This is a genomic window from Ramlibacter rhizophilus, assembly GCF_004681965.1.
Lineage (GTDB): Bacteria > Pseudomonadota > Gammaproteobacteria > Burkholderiales > Burkholderiaceae_C > Ramlibacter > Ramlibacter rhizophilus.
Window position 1 is genome coordinate 312514 of sequence record NZ_SMLL01000002.1, and the last position, 15778, is coordinate 328291.

Genomic DNA, 15778 nt, shown 5'->3' on the forward strand with positions numbered 1-15778 from the left:
TGGCTGCGGCAGATTGCCGCCTGGAGCACGCACGCGCGCCGGTTCAGTCCAAGGTCCCACCCGCCACCCCATCGAGGAAGGAGAGCACCATGTCAGATCCCATCGTCTCCACGCTGCAGCAAGCGCTGCGCGGCCGCGTCCTCGGCCCGGAGGCCGACGACTACGATGCCGTGCGGTCCCTCTACAACGGCATGATCGACAAGAAGCCGCGCGTCATCGCCCGTTGCGTCGATGCGGCCGACGTGATGGCCGCGGTGAAGCAGGGTCGCGAGCAGGGCCTGCTGATCGCGATCCGCGGCGGCGGACACAACGGCCCGGGGCTCGGCAGCTGCGATGGCGGCCTGATGATCGACCTGTCCCTGATGAAGGGCGTGCGGGTGGATCCCCAGGGCAAGACGGTGCGCGTCGAACCCGGGTGCACCTCCGGCGACGTGGACCACGCCACGCACGCCTTCGGCCTCGCCGTGCCCTTCGGCATCGTCTCGACCACCGGCGTGGCCGGGCTCACGCTCGGCGGTGGCACGGGCTACCTCACGCGCAGGCACGGCCTGACGATCGACAACCTGCTCGAAGTCGACATGGTGCTGGCCGACGGCAGCCTCGTCACCGCCAGCGAGCGCGAGCATCCCGATCTGTTCTGGGCCGTGCGGGGCGGCGGCGGCAACTTCGGTGTCGTCACCAGCTTCCTGTTCAAGGCGCATCCGGTCCGCATGGTGTATGCGGGGCCGATCTTCTGGGAGGCCACCCATGCCAAGGCGGTGATGAGCGCGTACCGCGACTTCCTGCCCCATGCGCCGGAGGACCTGGGCATCTTCGTCGGCCTCAAGACCGTGCCGCCCATGGACCCCTTCCCCAAGGACTACTGGGGGCGACGGGCCTGCGCCATCATCGGCAGCTACAACGGCAGCGCGGCGGACGGCGAGAAGATCATGGGCCAGCTGCTTCGGGAGCTGCCCGCGCCCATCTTCAACTGGATGGGCGAAATGCCTTTCCCGGCGATCAATTCGCTGTTCGACGCGTTCTTCCCGAAGGGCCTGCAGTGGTACTGGAAGGGTGACTTCGTCAGGTCCTTGCCCGATGCCGCCATCGACGTCCACATCGCCCAGGCCGCCGAGGCCCCGAGCGACCTGTGCCTGATGCACCTGTACCCGATCGACGGCGCCGCGCAGCGCGTCCCGAAGGACGCCACGGCCTGGAGCACGCGCGATGCCCGCTGGTCGATGGTGATCGCGGGCATCGACCCGGAGCCGAAGAAGGCCGAGGCCCTGAAAGCCTGGGGACGCGCCTACTGGAAGGCGGTGCACCCCTACAACCTCGAAGGCGCCTACGTCAACTTCATGATGGACGACGAAGCCGATGGCCGGGTGCAGGCGTCCTACGGCGACAACTACGCCCGCCTCGCAGCCGTCAAGGCGCGATACGACCCGGACAACCTCTTCCGCGTGAACCAGAACATCCGGCCGGCCGGCTGATGCGTGGCCGCCGCGGCGGGGCGCCGGACCGTTCGCGAAGCGGCATGCGTTCGCGCGCCGGCCATCGGGCCGTGCCCCGGTCGCCCGAGCCGGCGCTCGGACGTGGCGGCGAAACGACCGATTCCTCGGGCGCGCTGCGCACGGTCCTGCAGCAACCGTACGGCTGGGTCCTGTTCGCCGTGATCGCGATCGGCCTGGCGGGATATTCCCTCTGGAGGTTCGTGCAAGCCGGCCCAGCCCGACAAGCTGTCGCACCCAGGCCACGACCCGAGCCACCGCAGCCATCAGCGACGTCGTTCGACCGCCCTTGCCACCCGAGCCAAGCCCCCCTCCACCTGCTCGGCCAGCACGCATCGCGAATGCCGCCATGCGTCCAGCACCGCCAGCATGTCGGCCTGTGCGGGCTCGCAGGGCGTGCGCAGCGCCGCAAGCGGCAGGGGCTTGCACTCCCATACCGCCTCGATGAAGACGCGGATGTCCCGCGTGCGTGGCGACGGATCTTCTTCCACGCGCCGCAACAGCGCCGACAGCGCCTCCAGGCCGCGCTCGGTCGCCGCATGGGCGGCGAGTTCGTCGGCCAGCAGGCAGGCGCGCTCGATCAGCGTGGCTTCGGTGTCGACGCGTGCCCGGTCGCCCCGGCCGCAGACCACCTGCGTGGACTGGATCTGGGCCAGGCGGGCGCGGTGGCGTCGCTCGCGCGTCTCGCGCGAGCTGGCGGACGCCTGCCACTTGAGGCCAACATTCGCGGGGGCGATCTGCATGGCGAACCTCCTGAAGGGGAAGCGACGATGGCGTCGCTTCGGCGCGGTCCCTGCATCGCAGCGGCCGCGCCAGGACATCATCCTGCGCATCGCGCGTTCCCGAAACGTTCCGGCGCGCATGACCGTGCCGGCATCAGGAGGAGAAAAGGCTTCTTGAGCTTGCCGTCGCCATGGGGTGGCAGGCCTGCGCCATCTTGGGCGGCTACAACGGCAGCGCGGCCGAAGGCGAGAAGATCATCGGAAACGCCTCAGTGGCTCGCGCGGACCACTTGTGCATCTAACCGCCGCCCGGTTCTGCGTATTGCTCAAAGGTCTGCTTCACCATTGTGCGGAGCCAGACGACTGCAGGATCGTTGTGAAAGCGCGGGTGCCAGTGCTGGTCAAGCGCGAACTGCGGGAGCTCCACAGGCGGTTTCAGGATGCGCACGGTGCCGTACCGTGCGAAGGCATTGGCCAGTTCCATCGGTACGGTCGCAATGAGATCGGGTTGTCGCTCCAGCAGCAACGGGACCACCAGGAAGTGCGGAGTCGTCAGGAACACATTGCGCTCGACGCCCTGTTCCTCGATCAAGTTGTCGTAGGCAGTGCCTGGCTTGCCCTCGAGGGACACCACGACCTGCGGCGTGCGCCGGAACTGCTCCAGCGTCATGTTCTCTCCGATCGACGTGTTGCTCGCACTCACGATGGTGACGAACGTGTTCATGAACAGTCGCTGTCGGTAGAGCCCTTCCGGAGCTGACTTGATCGAGCCGAGAGCAAGGTCAACCTCTCCCGAGGCAAGCAGGCCTTCGATCTGCTCGATGGGAACCTGCACGGTGCGCACCGTGCAGCCGGGGGCGGCCTTGCGCAGCTGAGTGAGAAGTGGCGGAAGGAACACCAGCTCCCCCACGTCGGTCATGGCAAAGACGAAGGCCCGACGCGACCGCGCCGGGTCGAAGCCGGCCTCCGCGAGCACCTCGTTCCGGATCGCAGCCATGATGGCGACGACCGGTTGGCGCAGCAACTCCGCCTTTCGCGTGGGCACCATCCCCTGCGATGCCTTGACGAAAAGGCTGTCGTCAAAGAATGCACGCAGGCGGCCGAGAGAATGGCTGATCGCACTTTGCGTGGTGCCCAGGCTGTCGGCGGCACGCGTGACGCTCTGCTCGCGCAACAGGGCGTCGAGAACCGTCAGGAGGTTCAGGTCCAACTGCTTCAGGCGGGTTTCTGGCGTTAGGGACATGCACCTCATCCTAGCGCGCGGCCGCCCCATGCGCGGCGTTCATTCTGGGGATGAGGCGCATCGCGTTGACCGGCGCAAGGCCGGTCTCTATCGTCCAGCGCTCACAGGAACCGGAAGGTAGCGCGCGATGAGACAAGCCCCCGATCACTCAGCCGAACTAGTGGAAACCCGACTGTGAAGCTGGCGGACTTGCGCAAGCAGCGTGCCGGCGCGCTGAACTACGAGGCGCTCGAGTTCGACTATGAACGCTCGGGTGACCAGGATGCGGCGCACCCCGTGCGGCGGCCGGTGGTCGTCGTCGGCGCCGGGCCAGTCGGACTGAGCCTGGCCATCGACCTTGCGCAACGCGAAGTGCCGGTGCTCGTTCTCGATAACGACAACGCCTTGTCCACCGGCTCCCGGGCGATCTGCTTCGCCAAGCGGACCCTGGAGATCTTCGATCGCCTGGGCTGCGGCGACCTCATGGTTGCCAAAGGAGTTTCCTGGAACGTCGGAAGGGTCTACTTCGGCGACGAGCAGGTCTACCAGTTCGACCTGCAGCCCGAGAGCGGTCACGAGCGGCCTGCCTTCATCAATCTGCAGCAGTTTTACGTCGAGGGCTATCTGGCGACCCGGGCCGCTGAGCTACCCCTGCTCGAAGTCCGTTGGCGCAACAAGGCCGCGGGTGTCGAACAAATGGCGGATCACGTGCTCGTGACGATCGAAACGCCGGAAGGCCAGTACCAGGTGGAGGCCGACTATGTCGTGGCCTGCGACGGTGCGCGGTCCACGGTGCGGCAGTTGCTTGGGCAGGAAAGCAGAGGCCGAGTGTTTCGCGACCGGTTCCTGATCGCGGACGTGAAGATGAAACTCGAACAACCGCCGGAAAGGTGGTTCTGGTTCGATCCCCCGTTCCACCGCAACCAGAGCGTGCTGCTGCACATGCAGCCCGACGGCGTCTGGCGAATCGACTTCCAGCTCGGCTGGGACGCGGATCCAGAGAAGGAAAAGCGACCGGAGAACATCATTCCGCGCGTGCGGCAGATGCTGGCGCACACCTCGATGAAGGATGCGGAGTTCGAGCTCGCATGGGCAAGCGTCTACACATTCGCCTGCTTGCGCATGGACAGCTTCCGCCATGGTCGGATTTTTTTTGCCGGCGATGCGGCGCACGGCGTTTCGCCGTTCGGCGCACGCGGCGCGAACTCCGGCGTCCAGGATGCCGAGAACCTGGCGTGGAAGCTTGCTGCCGTGCTGCAGCAGCGCGCACCCGACGCACTGCTGGATACCTACGCAGCCGAACGCGAACACGCGGCCGACGAGAACATCCGGCAATCGACGCGCTCGACCGACTTCATTACGCCCAAGAGTGCGATCAGCCGCGTGTTCCGCGATGCCGTGCTTGAACTCTCGAAGACGCACGCGTTCGCACGCATGCTGGTGAACAGCGGACGGCTTTCGGTGCCAACGACGCTTCACCAGAGCCCGCTCAACACACCGTCCGCACAAATGCCCGCCAGCGAAGCAATGGTGCCCGGCGCCGCAGCGACCGACGCGCCCGTGCAACTGCGCGACGGACGCTCGGTGTGGCTGCTGCGGCAACTTGGCCAGGGCTTCACGGCGCTGGTCAGCGCTGGAGTCGATTCTGCGGCGGTCGCCGACCAGCTACGTCGCGCTGCCGAGGGGGTTGCGCCGCTCAAGGTGCTGACGGTCGCATCTGCGGGCGATGCAGACGCCGACCTGATCGATGCGCAGGGCCTGCTCGCACAGCGCTACGCGCTCGCGGACAACTCGGTGGTGCTGCTCAGACCGGATCAGCATGTCTGCGCCCGCTGGAGCGGTGCGGACACGGCCGCCTTGCGCGCAGCGCTGCGCAAGGCACTCGCTTTTTCCTGAAAGCTTCCCGCATGTCCCTGATCACCAGCCCGAACCTCAGCGCGCCCGACGACTTCTACGAGGCCCTGATCGACGCGCACAAGGACCTCTCCCCGGAGCAAAGCCAGGCGCTCAATGCCCGACTGATTCTGCTGCTTGCAAACCATGTCGGATCCCAAGACGTGCTGCGCGAAGCGCTGCACGCGGCTCGCGGCTCGCAGGTCCCTGACGCTGAAGCGTTCAAGCCCTGATCCCCTGAACACTGGAACAACGGAGACAAGATGAACGAACACCAATTTCGCCGACGCGCGATCCTGTGCGGCGGCCTGGCAGCAGTCGCGGCACCGGCGGTCGCCTTCGCCCAGGACAACCGTGCGATCGAATGGGTCGTCGGCTATGCAGCCGGGGGCGGATCAGACGTGGTCGCCAGGACGGTCGCTGATGCGATGAGCAAGACGCTGGGCAGGCCCATCATCGTGAGCAACAAGCCGGGGGCCGCGACAAACATCGCAGCCAGTTACGTGGCCCGTTCCAAGGAGCACGGGCACGTCATGCTCACGGCCGATTTCGCGACGCTCGCGGCGAATCCCTGGCTTTTCACCAAGCTGCCTTACAACCCCGAGAAGGATTTCGCCCCGGTTGGCATGCTCGCCCGGTTCCCCATGTTGTTGGTCGTGGGTACCAACGTGCCGGCGAACAGCTTGAATGAGTTCATCACGTGGGCCAAAGCTTCGGATGCAGCCGTTACCTATGCATCCGCCGGCGTTGGCAGCCCGCACCACCTCGCTTCCGAGCTGTTTCGCGAGCGCACGGGGCTGAAGATGCAGCATGCGCCTTATCGCGGCGCTGCCCCCGCGGTACAGGACCTGATCGGGGGCCAGATTCCGTTCGCATTCATGGACACGGCCAGCGTGCAGCAGTACGTCGCCGCCGGCAAGCTGCGCGCCCTGGGGGTCGCCAGTCCTGCGCGGCTGAACCTGCTTCCGAACATTCCGACGCTCTCCGAGCAGGGGATCCAGGACTTCACGGCGTATGCGTGGCAGGGGCTCGTCGTGCCCGAAGGGACGTCGCCGGAGTTCGTCGCACAACTGAGCAAATCCTTGGACGCAGCGCTGGACTCCCCCCAGGTGAAGGCGCGTTTCCAGGCGCTTGCCCTGGAAGCCATGCGGGGAACTCCGCGGCAGATGACCGACTACGTCAAGGCCGAACGTGAACGCTGGGGGCGTCTCATCCAGGCGAACGGCATCAAGCTAGATTGACCAGCAACCATTTCAACCAGGAGACATGCATGATTGATTCATCCCTTTGCACTTCACGGGACGCCCATTTGCGTCCGGCAGTGGTTCTCGCCTGCACAGCCGCAGCTGCGCTCTTGACCGCCTGCGGCGGCAGTGATGGCGCAGCACTCACGGCAGAGCGGGCGCCCGTGAAGGCCTGTGCCTCATTCGCAGGGCAGACCATCGAAAACGTGCAGGTGACCAGCGCCACCGAAGTCGCGGCCACCGATACGCTGCCTGCCTACTGCAAGGTCAACGGAACACAGGTGGGCACGGAGCACGATATCGAGGTGCGCCTGCCAGGCACCTGGCAGCAGCGCTTCGTGCAGCAAGGTGGCGGCGGGTTCGATGGGTCGATACCCGGTGTCGGTTCCACGAACGTTGCCCTCAGCAAGAACGCGGTGCTGACAGCGAACAACGGCGGCCACCGCGATCGCAGCGGCGCGGTGTTCCTGAACAATCCAGCCGTGACGCAGTTGTACGCCCACACCGCGATCGACGTGGCTGCGAAGTTCGGCAAGGCCGTGACGCAGCAGTATTACGGCAGTCGTCCAAACTACTCGTACTACCAGGGCTGCTCCAATGGCGGCCGCGGCGCACTGAATGCAGCCGCCAAGTATGGGGACCACTACGACGCGGTCATTGCCGGTGCGCCCACCCGGAACCTGACCGGGCAGATCGAACAATGGACGCGGGCGTCCGCCTTGGCCATGCCCAATGCCACCAAGCTGACCGCAGTCCACGCCGCAGCCGTGGCCAAGTGCGATGCGCTTGACGGCGTCACGGATGGCATCGCGTCGAACTGGGCCGCGTGCCAGTTCGATCCGACCACCGATGTCCCCGCGTCTGCCGGCCTCACGACCGCTGAAGCGGCCGCGGTGAAGGCACTCATGACGGACCTGAAGTTGTCGAACGGCACGACGATCTATTCCGGATACGGGTTCGGCAGCATGGCGCAATTCGGTCCGGCCTACGCGGCGCTCGGCGTCGGGCACATGAGGAACATCGTTCTCAATGACGCCTCCTGGTCTCCGGCCGGCTTCGATGTCGATGCCTTCTATCCCACCATCAACGACGTGATCGAGGGCAGGTACGGATTCAATGCTTCGGTGAGCGGCCTGTCCAACTTCCTCAGGTCGGGCAAGAAGATCGTCGTGTGGCACGGGTCCGAGGACGGGCTCCTGTCGCACACGGACACGATTCGCACCTGGCGGCCGGTAGCAGCCGACGCCGGGGCGGCTGCTACGGCCAATTCAAGGATGTACATCGCTGCGGGCGTGAACCACTGCGCCGGCGGACCAGGTGCTGATACCTTCGACCTGCTCACTCCCACCATGGCGTGGGTCGAGCAAGGTGCCGATCCGGGCACGCCCATTGCATCGAAGGTGAACGCATCTGGTGCCACGCTGTTCACCCGTCCGCTCTGCCAGTATCCGACCTACCCCAAGTACAACGGCACGGGGGACGTCAACAGCGCCAGCAGCTACCAGTGCAGCGCGAGTTGAGTTTGATCAGACGGGTTCGGCCGGCGCCTGATCGCGTCTGATGCATCGGGTGGGAACGTGGCAGATCACCTCGCCGTGACTGCCACAACCCCCACCAAACTCAAAGGATTGGACATGAAGATCGGCGTGATCGGAATCGGCAACATCGGCGGCACGCTCGCCCGCAAGCTCAGTGCGGCGGGGCACGATGTCCGCGTCGCAAATTCGAAAGGGCCGGAGGGTGTCCGTTCCTTCGCCGAGGAGATCGGCGCAGTGCCAGTCGATGCGGAAAGATGCGTGAGGCCTTGACGCAGGCAGTCCCCGGCAAGGGGCCTGTGATCCGCAACCATCTCTACGAGCGCATGGGAAGCCTGGGTTCCGATCCCAGCCATGCAGAGATCATTGCCATGAACCGCTCGGTGCACCAGGCTCCAGTGGGCACGAAGATGGGCGCCTGAGGATCTCTCATCAGCGCATCGGAGCTTGCGCTGCAGCTGAGGCTGTAGCGTCCGACCCTGATGCAGCGCTCGCTGCCGCGAGTTCGCACGCGGCCTGCCAGAATCCCTCCGCGTGCGCGCTCAGGGCAGCGGTGCGCCGGTACAAGCGGATTTCCAGCGGTACACGCCAATTGGAGGGTCCGTCCGCGTCCTGCAATCGCCCGCTATCCAGGTCATCCTGAACCAGGGAGAGCGGTAGCCATGCGATGCCCTTTGCTTCCAGTGCCATCGATTTGAGCACCGACGCGAGGTGGGCGGTGAAGACTGCCTGCAATGCACTCAGCTCGGCGCCGAGCTCTTGCCGCAAGATCCGCCCCAAGCCCGACTCCTCGCTGAACTGCAGCAGTGCACGCCTCGGCGCGTTCGGCGCGCTCACTGGCAGCAGCATGTCTCGGCCGATGACGAGGGAGGGAACGCCCCGTGTGTCCTGGCCAGCCCTCGCGTGAGCGACCAGGAATTGCACCTGGCCTTGCTCGAGCAGCGTCTCGCATTGGGCAAGGACATCGGATAGCAGCCGGATCGACCCCTGCACCGTGTGAGCCTCCAGCGACTGGAGCCAATGCGGGACGAAAGTGAACGACAGCGCGTGGGTTGCGGCGAGTCGCAGCGTCGTTGCATTGGAGCCCGCCACTGCGCGTGCTTCAGAGGGTAGACGCCTGACGCGCGCCAGCAGATCCTCGGCGATCGGCTGGAACCACTCGCCGGTCGCGGTGAGCCGGGCAGGTTGACTGGTACGGTCGAAAAGATCGGACCCAAGCCATTCTTCCAGGCCGCGGATTCGCCGGCTGAAGGCGGGCTGCGAGGCATGGCGAGCCTCGGCGGCCCGCGAGAAATTTCCGCTGGCTGCGAGTGCCTGGAAATCCTCCAGCCAGACCAGGTTCATCGGTGGTTCGTCCAGTGCATCAAAGTCTAGGAAATGAGCATTGGCGCCCTGGACAGCGTTCTTCGATGATTCACGTCCTCTCCAGACCAAGCTCCAGGACCTGCAATGAAGATTGTCGAGATTCGCGAAAAAACGCTACCCATCAGCTCGCCCATCCGAAACGCGTACATTGACTTTAGCAAAATGACGCTGAGCCTCGTTGCGGTCATTACCGATGTGGTGCGCGACGGCAGGCCCGTGGTGGGCTATGGATTCAATTCCAATGGCCGTTACGGCCAGGGCAAGCTGATGCGTGAACGCTTCATCCCGCGCATTCTGGAAGCCAGCCCGGAGTCGCTCATCGACGGCAGCGGCAAGAACCTCGATCCACACAAGATCTGGGACGCCATGTTCAAGAACGAGAAGCCGGGCGGCCACGGCGAGCGTTCCGTGGCAATCGGCACGATCGACATGGCGGTCTGGGACGCGGTGGCCAAGATCGAAGGCAAGCCGCTGTTCGAGTTGCTGGCAGACCGTTACGGCGACGGCAAGCCGAACCGCAAGGTGTTCGTCTACGCCGCCGGGGGGTACTACTACCCGGGCCAGGACCACAAGAAGCTGCAGGACGAGATGCGCAGCTACATCGACCGTGGCTATACGGTCGTCAAGAAGAAGATCGGCGGCGCTTCCCTCGATGAAGACCTGCGTCGCATCGACTCCATCATGCAAGTGCTGCAGGACGGCCAGAAGCTTTGCGTCGATGCCAACGGGCGCTTCGACCTGGACACGGCCATCGCCTATGCCAAGGCGCTGTCACGGTACGACCTCTTCTGGTACGAAGAGCCGGGCGATCCGCTGGATTTCGAGCTGCAGGCGACTCTGCGCGGCTATTACAAGAACCCCATGGCAACGGGCGAGGACCTGTTCTCGATGCAGGACGCCCGCAACCTGATCCGCTACGGCGGCATGCGGCCGGACCGGGACTGGCTCCAGTTCGATTGCGCCCTCAGCTATGGGCTGGTGGAGTACCTGCGTACGCTGGACATGTTGAAGGAGCACGGATGGTCTGCCAGCCGCTGCATTCCCCATGGCGGCCACCAGATGTCCCTGAACATCGCGGCAGGGCTGGGACTGGGCGGCAACGAGTCGTACCCGGACCTGTTCCAGCCCTTCGGTGGGTTCCCGGATGGCGTCAAGGTCGACAACGGCTACGTGACGCTGCCCGACCTGCCGGGCATCGGCTTCGAAGGCAAAGCCGACCTCTACCGCGAGATGCAGGCCCTGTCTTCCTGATTCAGTTCACCACTCGAGGAGATACGCATGACCGCATCGAGGCGCATCGTCGCCGGCTTCGCCTTGGCCGCCACCGCCACCCTGGCCTGGGCCGACTTCCCGGACAAGCCCGTCACTCTGGTCGTTCCTTTCGCTGCGGGAGGCCCCACAGACAAGATCGCCCGCGATCTGGCAGAAGCCCTGCGCAAGCCGCTGGGACAAACCGTGGTTGTCGAGAACGCAGGTGGCGCCGGCGGCACCATCGGTGCCGCGAAGGTTGCCCGTTCCGCACCAGACGGCTACACGCTGCTGGTCCATCACATCGGCATGGCAACGGCACCGGCCCTGTATCGGAAGCTGCCGTACAAGGTTCCGGAAGACTTCGAGATGCTCGGACTCATCAATGAGGCGCCCTCCGTTCTGATAGGCAACAACAGTCTGCCGCCAAACAACTTCAGCGAATTGCGTCAGTGGATCACTGCCAATGGGTCCAAGGTGAACCTGGCCAACGCGGGGCTGGGGTCTGCTTCTCACCTCTGCGGCTTGATGCTTCAGAGTGCCTTGAAGTCCAGCCTGACGACGATCCCCTACAAGGGGACCGCGCCGGCCATGACGGACCTCATCGGCGGGCAGGTCAACCTCATGTGCGAGCAGGCGACGAACGCTGTACCGCAGATCGAAGGCGGCAAGGTCAAAGTGTTCGGCGTGACGAGTTCGCGCCGCCTCACGATTGCCGCCTTGAAGGACTCGCCGACCTTGGCCGAGGCCGGACTGAAGGACTTCGATGTGCAAGTCTGGCACGGGCTTTACGCCCCGAAGGGAACGTCGGCGCCGGTGCTCGCCAGACTGAACGCTGCACTGCGCGCAGCGTTGAAGGATCCAGACCTCATCAAACGACAGGGGGCCCTGGGCTTGACCGTCATCAGCGACGAGCGCCTGGATCCGGCGGGCCACAGGAGGTTCGTTGAGACGGAGAAGCAACGCTGGGCCAAGGTCATCAAGGAGGCCGGCGAGTACGCCGACTGAATGGGTGACAGGCACCGGCGATGCACTGCGCCGCGTGTTCTCGCAGCTGCCGGTGGCGCCATGGCGCATCGCGCGTTCCCGCTGGCGCGCGCCGCGCTGGCGGCCCAGCCCGTCAATAGTCCACCAGCGAGCCCTCGCGCAGGCAGGGATGGCGCTCGGCCGCCCTCGCCCGCCGCACCAGGTCCCGCCCGATCACGCTCTTGTGCACTTCGCTCGCGCCCTCGCCGATCTGGTTGAGCTTGGCGTCGCGGAAGAAGCGTTCCAGCGGGAAGTCCTGCAGGTAGCCGCGGCCGCCCGTGAGCTGCAGCGCATCGGTCACCACCTTCATGCACAGGTCCGTGGCCTGCAGCTTGGCCATGGACGCGAAGGTCGCCACGTCGGAGTCGCCGCGGTCGTACTTGTCCGCCACCAGCGCCAGCAGCGCGCGCGAGGCTTCGACCTGCGTGACCATGTCGGCCAGCATCCACTGCACGCCCTGGTGCTCGCCCAGCGGCTTGCCGAAGGTGCTGCGCTCGCAGGCGTAGGCGGCGGCGATCTCCACCGCGCCGATGGCCCGGCCGAGCGCCATGGCGGCATGGCCGATGCGCGCGCGCAGCAGCGCGTCCTGCGCCAGGCTGAAGCCCTCGCCCTCCTCGCCGAGCCGGTGCGCGAGCGGCACCGCCACGTCCCGCAGGTCCAGCGAGGCGATCGGCACGCCGAACCAGCCGAGCTTGCCCACGTCGGGGCTGATGGTGAAGCCCGGTGCGTCCCGCGGCACCAGTGCCGCGAGGAAGGTGCCCGGCGTGTCCTCGGCCCGCCCGACGATCACGAACCAGTCGGCCGTGCTCGCGCGGGTGATGAACTTCTTGCGGCCGGTGATGAGGTAGCCCTCGGACGTGCGCCGGAAGGTCGTGGCGAGGCCGCGCACGTCCGAGCCCGCGCCCGGCTCCGTGAGGCCGAAGGCGGCCTGCAGTTCGCCGCTGCACAGGCCGGGCAGCAGCTGCTGCTGAAGCGCCTCGGACGCGCCGGCCACGATGGCGCGCGACGACAGGTCCGTGCCCGTGATGAGGGACGCCGAGGTGCTGCAGACGCGCCCCAGCTCCTCGATGATGCGCACGCGAAGCCGCTGCGGCGCGTCGGTTCCGCCGAAGCGGCGCGGAAAGGCGGTGGCCACGATGCCCTCGCGCGCGAGCAGGCGAAAGGTCTCCCAGGCGAACACGTCCTGCTTGGCCACCTCGGCCGCCTGCGGGCCGAGCGTGCTGGCGCACAGGGCGCGGACGTGCTGGACGGTCATCTGCTCCTCGGCAGGCAGGGCACGCAGGAAATGGTCGCCGAACAGGCGGGCGTCGGTCATGGCGGTCTCCGTGGGTGCGTCGATGATGCGCCCTGGGCGGCCCCTGTCGAGTCGCCGTTTCGATGTGCGAAACGCCGGCTTCACGCGCGCCCCCGCGCATGCTCTGATGCGGCGTCCATCACCGGAGACCGTCCCCATGCCCACTGCGCTCCCCGAGAACTTCCAGGTGCTGCGCACCCACCAGGCCGATGGCGCCGTCCAGTCGCGGCTGGAGCGTGTGCGCATCGACGACCTCTCGCCCGGCGAGGTGCTGGTGCGCGTGCGCTATGCGGGCGTGAACTACAAGGACTGCCTGTCCCTGTACGGGCAGGCCCGCATCATCACGGAGTTCCCGCGCATCGCCGGGATCGAGCTGGTGGGCCAGGTGCTGCAATCGTCCGACCCCTCGTTCACACCGGGCCAGGACGTGCTGGTGCACGGCTTCCAGACCGGCATCGCCTTCGACGGCGGCTTCGCGGAATACGCGCGCGTGCCCGCCGGCCATGTGCACGCGCTGCCGCCAGGGCTTTCGCCGCACGAGGCGGCGGTGCTGGGCGTGCCCGCTTTCACGGTGGCCATGGCGCTTGAGCGCTTCCTCGAACTGGGCGTGACGCCGCAGGCCGGTCCCGTGGCGCTGAGCGGCGCGAGCGGCGCCGTGGGCCTCATGGCCCTGGGCATCCTGCCCCGCGCCGGCTTCGGCGTGGCGGCGATGACGCGCCGCATGGAGCAGGCCGATGCGCTGCGGGCTGCGGGCGCCACCGAAGTGATCGACGCGGCGGTGCTGCAGCAGCCGCAGAGGCCGCTCGAGAAGCCGCGCTTTGCCGCGGCCATCGACAACGTCGGCGGCGCGACGCTGTCCTGGCTGCTGCGGTCCCTGAAGGACGGCAGCTGCCTGGCCAGCGTGGGCAATGCCGGCGGCAACGAATTCCCGGGCAGCGTGCTGCCCTTCATCATGCGGCGCGTGCAGATGTTCGGCATCGTGGCCAACGCGCCCTGGGATCAGCGCCGGCGGCTGTGGGCGCGCCTGGCGAGCGACTGGAAGCCGGACATGGAATGCCTGATGCCGCAGGTCAGGCACATCGCTCTCGACGAACTCCTGGGCCACGCGCAGCAGCAACTGCAGGGCGCGGTGTCGGGGCGGACGCTGGTGGAGTTTCCGCAGTGATGGATGGATGAGGCGCTCCTGCCGACCGGCAGGAACGTTTCATCCGTTCACTCGCCGCCGCGCCGTCGCATGGCCCAGGCATGCGTGTGGCGATCGACCACCATGGTGTCCAGCAGCATGTCGTGCAAGGTCTGCCGCCGCCGCGAGAACAGCGCCGTGAGATAGCCCAGCATGAAGAAGGACGAGGACAGCATGCTGACCACGTAGCGGCCGAGCGCCGTGCTGGCGTCCAGCATTCCCTCCGAGAGGTGGTAGTTGCGCAGGCCGACGGCGCGCTGGCCCCAGGTGGACTGCGCCGGACCGGCCATGGTCCAGACCGAGTACACCCCCCCGACCAGCACCCCGACGAGCGAGCCCCAGAAGGTGACGGCGGGCGAGTCCGGCTGGCCGCCGGCCAGGACGACCCCGAAGCCGACCGCCATGCCCGCGGGCAGCACGAGGACGAAGAGGATGGCGGTGTCGAGCACCGCCGCGAGGACGCGGCGCTTGAGGCTGGCCGGCTTCAGGTTCATGGCATGGCTCCTTCAGGCGGTCACGGCATCAGGGCCGCATGCGCGGTGCCGTGGCGTCCGAGTTCGCCGCCGTGCGCGCCGCACCCGGTGGTCGCGTCCAGTGGACATCGCCGTCCGCGGGCTGCCGCACGTCGCGCCAGGCCGGCTCGAAGGCGCCTTCCTGCAGTTGCGTGAGCTTCTCGAAGATGCAGGACTGCAGCGCCTGCACCGCCCTGCCCTTGGGACCGTCGGCCGTGAAGGGCCGCGCGACCAGGGCGTTCTCGGCGGCCAGGAAGTCCACGTTCCAGGCGTCCAGGTTGTCGTAGTTCTTGCGCAGCTTCTGGTAGGGCTGCTGGATCGGCAGGTCGTAGCGCACCAGCTTCAGGCCGTCCGTGCGCTTGAGGCGCTGCAGGGGGCCGCTCGGCCAGCCGCTGGTGGTGAGCATGGCCGCCACGTCGCCGTTCCTGACCATGGCGATGGCCGCCTCGTCGGTCTCCACGTCCACGAAGCGGATGTCCAGGCCGTGCTCCTGGTTCAGCGTGCGACCCAGCTTGCGGGCCGAGCCCACGACCGCCACCGCCAGGCCATCCAGGTCCGAGTAGCTGTCGATGCCCTGGTTGAACCAGCGGTGGTTCAGGGGCCCGACCAGGGGCACGATGCCCCAGCGCGGATAGCCGTCCTTGCGCGCCACCACGTGCAGGAGGTTGGCGTGCATCGGAACGACGGTCTGCAGGCGCTTGATGGAGTCGTCCGAGCCTTTCATCTCGGCCAGCGTGTCCACCTGCACGAAGCCCAGGTCCGCCCTGTTCGCCACCAGCACGGTGAGGTTCTGCAGGCCGCCTTCGGTGGGCACCTCGCTCAGGGCGACCTGCTGGCCGCACACGGCCTGCAGGTCGGCGAACACGCGCGAGAAGCCCTTGCCCTGGGCACCGGTGGCGATGCGAAGCACGTGGTGCGCGTCGGGGCCTACGGCCGCGGGCTTGGCGGCCTGGGCGCCGGCAAGGGTGGACGCCAGCATCAGGGCCGCGGCGGCCAGGGCGATCTTGGAACGGGAAGGCATGGTGGAGCTCCTTGGGGGTGAAG

15 protein-coding genes and 1 pseudogene are annotated in these 15778 nt (G+C 66.8%); 10 read left to right on the forward strand and 6 right to left on the reverse strand.

All coding sequences use genetic code 11. The annotated features are described in order from the left end of the window. Positions 1-89: 89 nt before the first annotated feature. Together EZ242_RS06185 and EZ242_RS22660 are read left to right on the forward strand one after the other, a co-directional pair. Positions 90-1472, forward strand: a complete 1383-nt coding sequence (locus tag EZ242_RS06185) for an FAD-binding oxidoreductase (protein ID WP_135284259.1) — start codon at positions 90-92, stop codon at positions 1470-1472. A 44-nt stretch (positions 1473-1516) separates the two neighbouring features. Beyond that, positions 1517-1690, forward strand: a pseudogene (locus EZ242_RS22660) (DUF1206 domain-containing protein); the annotation flags it as partial. Between the two features lie 66 nt (positions 1691-1756). Here EZ242_RS22660 and EZ242_RS06195 read toward each other — a convergent pair. Then, positions 1757-2233, reverse strand: a complete 477-nt coding sequence (locus EZ242_RS06195) for a DUF7673 family protein (protein WP_135284260.1) — start codon at positions 2231-2233, stop codon at positions 1757-1759. A 277-nt stretch (positions 2234-2510) separates the two neighbouring features. Further along, positions 2511-3455 carry a LysR family transcriptional regulator gene (locus tag EZ242_RS06200; protein ID WP_135284261.1) on the reverse strand — a complete coding sequence of 315 codons (945 nt, stop codon included), beginning with the start codon at positions 3453-3455 and terminating at the stop codon, positions 2511-2513. A 174-nt stretch (positions 3456-3629) separates the two neighbouring features. Between EZ242_RS06200 and EZ242_RS06205 the strand changes: the two genes are divergently transcribed. From EZ242_RS06205 to EZ242_RS06225, 5 genes are all read left to right on the forward strand, one after another. Further along, positions 3630-5330, forward strand: coding sequence for an FAD-dependent oxidoreductase (locus EZ242_RS06205; RefSeq protein ID WP_135284262.1), 1701 nt, complete (start codon positions 3630-3632; stop codon positions 5328-5330). A gap of 11 nt (positions 5331-5341) precedes the next feature. Then, a complete protein-coding gene (locus EZ242_RS06210) occupies positions 5342-5560 on the forward strand; it encodes a DUF2783 domain-containing protein (RefSeq protein WP_135284263.1) in 219 nt (72 codons plus the stop codon). A 30-nt stretch (positions 5561-5590) separates the two neighbouring features. After that, positions 5591-6568 carry a Bug family tripartite tricarboxylate transporter substrate binding protein gene (locus tag EZ242_RS06215; protein WP_135284264.1) on the forward strand — a complete coding sequence of 326 codons (978 nt, stop codon included), beginning with the start codon at positions 5591-5593 and terminating at the stop codon, positions 6566-6568. A gap of 29 nt (positions 6569-6597) precedes the next feature. Next, positions 6598-8091: a tannase/feruloyl esterase family alpha/beta hydrolase gene (locus EZ242_RS06220; RefSeq protein ID WP_135284265.1), complete on the forward strand. Its 1494-nt coding sequence runs from the start codon at positions 6598-6600 to the stop codon at positions 8089-8091. Between the two features lie 114 nt (positions 8092-8205). Further along, positions 8206-8379: an NAD(P)-binding domain-containing protein gene (locus tag EZ242_RS06225; protein WP_205960607.1), complete on the forward strand. Its 174-nt coding sequence runs from the start codon at positions 8206-8208 to the stop codon at positions 8377-8379. Positions 8380-8538: 159 nt separating this feature from the next. On the opposite strand, the gene EZ242_RS06230 is transcribed toward EZ242_RS06225, so the two are convergent. Beyond that, the gene (locus EZ242_RS06230) at positions 8539-9450 is read right to left on the reverse strand and encodes a LysR family transcriptional regulator (protein ID WP_135284266.1); all 912 of its coding nucleotides are present in this window, start codon (positions 9448-9450) and stop codon (positions 8539-8541) included. Between the two features lie 105 nt (positions 9451-9555). Here EZ242_RS06230 and EZ242_RS06235 point away from each other — a divergent pair, with 105 nt between their 5' ends. Together EZ242_RS06235 and EZ242_RS06240 are read left to right on the forward strand one after the other, a co-directional pair. Then, positions 9556-10722 (forward strand): mandelate racemase/muconate lactonizing enzyme family protein, encoded by a 1167-nt coding sequence (locus EZ242_RS06235; protein ID WP_135284267.1) that lies wholly within the window; start codon positions 9556-9558, stop codon positions 10720-10722. Between the two features lie 27 nt (positions 10723-10749). Then, on the forward strand, positions 10750-11727 hold the full coding sequence (locus EZ242_RS06240) for a tripartite tricarboxylate transporter substrate-binding protein (protein WP_135284268.1): 978 nt from the start codon (positions 10750-10752) through the stop codon (positions 11725-11727). A 112-nt stretch (positions 11728-11839) separates the two neighbouring features. Here EZ242_RS06240 and EZ242_RS06245 read toward each other — a convergent pair whose 3' ends face one another. After that, complete coding sequence (locus tag EZ242_RS06245) at positions 11840-13060, reverse strand: acyl-CoA dehydrogenase family protein (protein ID WP_135284269.1); 1221 nt, start codon at positions 13058-13060, stop codon at positions 11840-11842. 136 nt (positions 13061-13196) lie between these two features. On the opposite strand from EZ242_RS06245, the gene EZ242_RS06250 reads away from it, so the two are divergent. Further along, positions 13197-14204 (forward strand): YhdH/YhfP family quinone oxidoreductase, encoded by a 1008-nt coding sequence (locus EZ242_RS06250; protein WP_135284270.1) that lies wholly within the window; start codon positions 13197-13199, stop codon positions 14202-14204. 47 nt (positions 14205-14251) lie between these two features. On the opposite strand, the gene EZ242_RS06255 is transcribed toward EZ242_RS06250, so the two are convergent. Both EZ242_RS06255 and EZ242_RS06260 read right to left on the reverse strand, forming a co-directional pair. Continuing rightward, complete coding sequence (locus tag EZ242_RS06255) at positions 14252-14716, reverse strand: RDD family protein (RefSeq protein ID WP_135284271.1); 465 nt, start codon at positions 14714-14716, stop codon at positions 14252-14254. A 28-nt stretch (positions 14717-14744) separates the two neighbouring features. Continuing rightward, complete coding sequence (locus EZ242_RS06260; RefSeq protein WP_135284272.1) at positions 14745-15755, reverse strand: TAXI family TRAP transporter solute-binding subunit; 1011 nt, start codon at positions 15753-15755, stop codon at positions 14745-14747. Between the last annotated feature and the right edge of the window lie 23 nt (positions 15756-15778).